This is a genomic window from Ralstonia sp. ASV6 (genome assembly GCF_016429285.1).
Classification (GTDB): Bacteria; Pseudomonadota; Gammaproteobacteria; order Burkholderiales; family Burkholderiaceae; genus Ralstonia; species Ralstonia flaminis.
The window spans coordinates 1-4,918 of record NZ_JAELUI010000239.1 but is presented as its reverse complement, the minus strand read 5'-3'; the positions used below and the strand labels follow the sequence as shown (position 1 = coordinate 4,918).

Genomic DNA, 4,918 nt, shown 5'->3' with positions numbered 1-4,918 from the left:
GCTCAAGCGCATCCTGACCGAGCAGCACGGCATGAAGATCGCCGTGATCGAAAACGAGTTCGGTGAAGAGAACATCGACAACGACATCCTCGTGCAGGACGGCAACGAGCAGATCGTGCAGATGAGCAACGGCTGCATCTGCTGCACCATCCGCGGCGACCTCGTGGCCGGCCTGTCGGATCTGCTCACGCGCCGCGACAACGGCCAGATTCAGTTCGACCGTGTGGTCATCGAGACCACCGGCGTGGCCAACCCCGGCCCCGTCGCGCAGACCTTCTTCATGGATGACGAGATCGCCAGCCGTTACCTGCTGGACGCCGTCATCACGCTGGTCGACGCCAAGCACGGCAACACGCAGCTCGACAAGCAGGAAGAAGCGCAGCGCCAGGTGGGTTTTGCCGATGCCATCTTCATCACCAAGAGCGATCTGGTGTCGGCCGAGGACTTGGACGCGCTGCGCCACCGCCTGCTGCACATGAACCCGCGCGCCCCGATCCGTACAGCCAATTTTGGCGAAACCCCGATCGACACGATCTTCGACCTGCGCGGCTTCAACCTGAACGCCAAGCTGGAGATCGACCCCGACTTCCTGCGTGAAGACGGCCATGACCACAACCACGATCATGACCATGACCACGCCTGCTCGGCCGACTGCGACCACGATCATGACCACCACGACCATGGTCACGGCCACCACCATCACGGCCACGCGCACCATACCGACCGCATCGCCTCGTTCGTCTTCCGCAGCGAACGCCCGTTCAACTACACCAAGCTGGAGGAGTTCCTCTCGGGCGTGCTGAACATCTACGGCGAGAAGCTGCTGCGCTACAAGGGCGTGCTCTATATGGAAGGCGTCGATCGCAAGGTGGTGTTCCAGGGGGTGCACCAGCTCATGGGCAGCGACGTGGGCGGCAAGTGGGATGGTGAAAAACCCAGCAACCGCATGGTCTTCATCGGGGTGGATCTGCCGCGCGAAACAATTTTGAAAGGATTGGAGAACTGTCTGGCCTAGGGCTTGTTTCCCCCAGGCCGCTTCCCCCTCCTTTTGGGTGGCCTTCCCGGGCGCTTTCAGGCAGAATCCGGGCCGGATTTTCTGTCCGTGTTTCTCCGATAGTTCGGGTAAGATCGTTCGGCTACAATAAGTCGATTCAGTGCACGTCGTCCCAGGCACGTCCGATTGGAGGAGCAGGCGATGGTGACCAAGAACAAGGATGGACGCGGCGCTAATGGCGGCGCCCTGCGGTCCAACACGGAGTCGGCTGCAGCCCAGGCTGCGCCAGCCACCCGAAAAAAAGCGGCAGGGGGCGCCGCTGCGGGCAAGGCAACAGGAGGCGCGCGGGGCGGCAAGTCCGCCGCCAGCCAGAACGAGTCCAACGCATCCCCGCGCAAGGACGACGCGACAGCCGACACGGCGCGCGATTTACCAGGATCATCCGCAGCAACCATGAGCAGCAAGAAACTACTCACCGAAGCCGAAATCCTGAAGATGGGCGAAAAGGATTACATGAATGAGGCGCAACTCGCCTTCTTCAAGGACCGGCTTGTAAAAATGCGCGACGACATTCTCAAGAATGCCGATCAGACGGTCAGCGACCTGCGCGAAACAGTCGTCGTGCCGGACCCCGCCGATCGCGCCACCATCGAGGAAGAGCACGCGCTGGAACTGCGTACGCGTGATCGCGAGCGCAAGCTGCTCAAGAAGGTCGAACAGTCGATCGCCCGCATCGACGCTGGTGACTACGGCTACTGTGATGAAACCGGCGAGCCGATCGGCGTGCCGCGTCTGATCGCCCGCCCGACCGCCAACCTGTCGCTGGAGGCGCAGGAGCGCCGCGAAAAGCGCCAGAAGTTGATGGGTGACTGACGCGCGCGTCGCATCGGTTGACGCATTCGTTTGAATCTTGCAGCCCGGTCACCCACCGGGCTGTTTGTTTTATAGGCCACGATCATGTCCCGTCCGCTTCCCGTTACCGTGCTGTCCGGCTTTCTGGGTGCCGGCAAGACCACGCTGCTCAACCACGTGCTCGCCAACCGCGAGGGCAAGCGCGTGGCCGTGATCGTCAATGACCTGTCAGACGTCAACATCGATGCGCAACTCGTGGGCGACGGCACCGCCACCAGCGCGCAGCTCTCGCGCACCGACGAACGCATGGTGGAGCTGTCCAACGGGTGCATCTGCTGCACGCTGCGCGAAGACCTGCTCGACGAGATCGCCCGCCTGGCTCGCGAAGACCGCTTCGACTACCTGCTCATCGAATCAACGGGCGTGGCCGAGCCCTTGCCGATCGCCGAGACCTTCACGTTTGAAGATGCCGAGGGCGATGTGCTGTCGGACCTCGCACGCCTGGACACGATGGTGACGGTGGTCGATGCCCAGCACTTTCTCGCCGACTACGATGCCGCGGATTTCCTGTCCGACCGCGGCCAGGCCCGCGACGAGGACGACGACCGCACCGTGGTCGACCTGCTGATCGAGCAGGTCGAGTTCTGCGACGTGATCGTGCTCAACAAGATCGACCTCGTGAGCGACGCCGAGCGCGAACGTCTGGCGGGCATCCTGCATTCGCTAAACCCGCGTGCGCGCATCGTGCCGGCATCGTTCGGTAAGGTGCCGCTGGACGACATTCTGAACACGCACCGCTTCGATTTCGACGCGGCATCCGCTGCGCCCGCGTGGTTGGCCGAGCTGCGCGGCGAACACGTGCCCGAAACGGAGGCGCTTGGCATCCGCAGTTTCGTCTATCGACGCCGCGTGCCGTTCCACCCGCAGCGCCTGTGGGACCTGATGCATACCGAATGGCTGCGCGAGCATGGCCGCGTGCTGCGCTCGAAGGGCTATTTCTGGCTCGCCTCACGCATGGACACGGCTGGCAGTTGGGGCCAGGCTGGCGGTGTCATGCGCCACGGCGGCGCCGGCGCATGGTGGGCGGCTGTGAATGAGGCCGAGTGGCCCGATGAGGAAGAAGCCCGCGCCGACATCATCGACAAGCTGCACGACAACGGTGTGCCTGCGCCGTGGGGCGACCGCCGTCAAGAGCTTGTTTTCATCGGCACCGATCTGGACGAGGCCGCACTCGTCGCGCAACTCGATACCTGCCTGCTGACCGACGCAGAAATGGCCGCCGGCCCCGAAGCCTGGGCCAGGCAGGCTGACCCGTTCCCCGCCTGGGCGTTCGACGATCACGACGACGAGGACTGGGACGAAGGCCACGATCACCAGCATGGTGGCGACTGCGATTGCGGGCACCATCATTGAGCGCGCACACCCCCTGCTTCAGCGACGTTGACACCGGCGTCATCCGGTCCTGACAATCCCCGAACGTTTTGTTTTCATAACGAACCATCGGGGAGTCCTCATGCCGGTTCTGCGTTTGTTGCGCGTCGCGAGTTCGCGTTTGGGACTTTTGGGACTTCTTGCCGCGCTGTCCCTCATTGCTGCCGCACCGCTTGCCGCGCAGGCCGCGCCGCCCTCCACGCTGGTGGTTGGCCTGTCGGGCGACATCACCTCGCTCGATCCGCACTTCCATAACGTCACGCCCAACTCGAACGTGGCCGAGCACATGTTCGAGGCGCTGATCGCCAAGGACGAGAAGATGCGCATGAAGCCCGGCCTCGCCACCTCGTGGAAGGCCGTGAGCGACACGGTGTGGGAGATCAAGCTGCGCCCCGGCGTGCACTTCCATGACGGCAGCGATTTCACCTCGGCCGACGTTGTCTATTCGCTGGCGCGCCCGGCGACCATCAAGAACAGCCCGTCGCCGTTCACGATCTACACGCGTGGTTTCAAGGACGTGACGGCGGTCGACAAGCTGACCGTGCGCATCACCACCAATGGCCCGTATCCGCTGGTGCCGAACGATCTGTCGACCATCTACATCGTGTCGAAGAAGGCGGCCGAGAAAGCGGGTCCGGAGGACTTCAACAACGGTCGCGCGCTGATTGGAACGGGGCCGTACAAGTTTGTCTCGTTTGCCAAGGGCGATCGCGTTGAGCTGGCGCGTTTTGACGGCTACTGGGGCAAGAAGCCGCAATGGGAGCGCGTGACACTGCGCATCATGACGGCGGATCCTTCGCGCGTGGCGGCGCTGCTGGCCGGCGACGTGCAGGTCATCGAAAACGTGCCGACCTCCGACATCAAGAAGCTGTCGAGCGACCCGGCGGTATCGGTGTTCAAGATGCCGGTGTTCCGCATGATGTATCTGCACCTGGATTCGAACCGCGATGTGTCGCCGTTCGTGACCGACAAAGCGGGCAAGCCGCTGGCGAAGAATCCGCTCAAGGACGTGCGTGTGCGTCAGGCGATCTCGCTGGCCATCTCGCGTCAGGCCATCGTCGATCGCGTGATGGAAGGTGCAGCCGAGCCGACCGGACAACTCGTCAACAGCGCGCTGTTCGGCCACGTGCCTGGCCTGAAGGCGCCGGTGGCAGACCCGGCCGCCGCGAAGAAACTGCTTGCCCAGGCTGGCTATCCCGATGGCTTTGCGATCACGCTGCACGCCACCAACAACCGCTATGTGAACGACGACCGCGTCGCCCAGGTGATCGCTTCGATGCTTTCGCGTGTGGGGATTGCCACCAAGGTGGAGGCGATGCCGTCGGCCACGTTCTTCACGCGGGCCAACAAGCTGGACTTCTCATTCCTGCAGGCGGGTTGGGGTGCGGATACCGGCGAAGCGAGTTCGAGCTTGAAGGCATTGCTGGCCACCTATGATCCGGCGCGCGGCTGGGGCGCCTCTAACCGTGGGCGCTATTCCAATCCAGCGCTGGACGCCAAGCTGGCCGAGGCCTTGCAGACCATCGACGACCCCCAGCGCGAGAAGCTGCTGCAGGAAGCCACGGAAATCGGCATGCGCGACTACGGCGTGATTCCGCTGTACTTCAACATCAACGTGTGGGCCGCGCGCAAGGGCTATAC

At 63.4% G+C, this 4,918-nt stretch carries 4 protein-coding genes; all 4 read left to right on the top strand.

The window, feature by feature from the left end:
• Positions 1-1,015, top strand: a 1,015-nt coding sequence (locus JHD73_RS26565; RefSeq protein ID WP_199033141.1) for a GTP-binding protein, incomplete at its 5' end; no start/stop codon positions are given.
• A gap of 432 nt (positions 1,016-1,447) precedes the next feature.
• Positions 1,448-1,867, top strand: coding sequence for an RNA polymerase-binding protein DksA (dksA, locus tag JHD73_RS29645; RefSeq protein WP_199033142.1), 420 nt, complete (start codon positions 1,448-1,450; stop codon positions 1,865-1,867).
• An 84-nt stretch (positions 1,868-1,951) separates the two neighbouring features.
• On the top strand, positions 1,952-3,259 hold the full coding sequence (zigA, locus tag JHD73_RS26555) for a zinc metallochaperone GTPase ZigA (protein WP_199033140.1): 1,308 nt from the start codon (positions 1,952-1,954) through the stop codon (positions 3,257-3,259).
• Positions 3,260-3,359: 100 nt separating this feature from the next.
• Positions 3,360-4,918: ABC transporter substrate-binding protein (locus tag JHD73_RS26550; RefSeq protein ID WP_199033139.1), on the top strand; the 1,559-nt coding region annotated here is incomplete at its 3' end.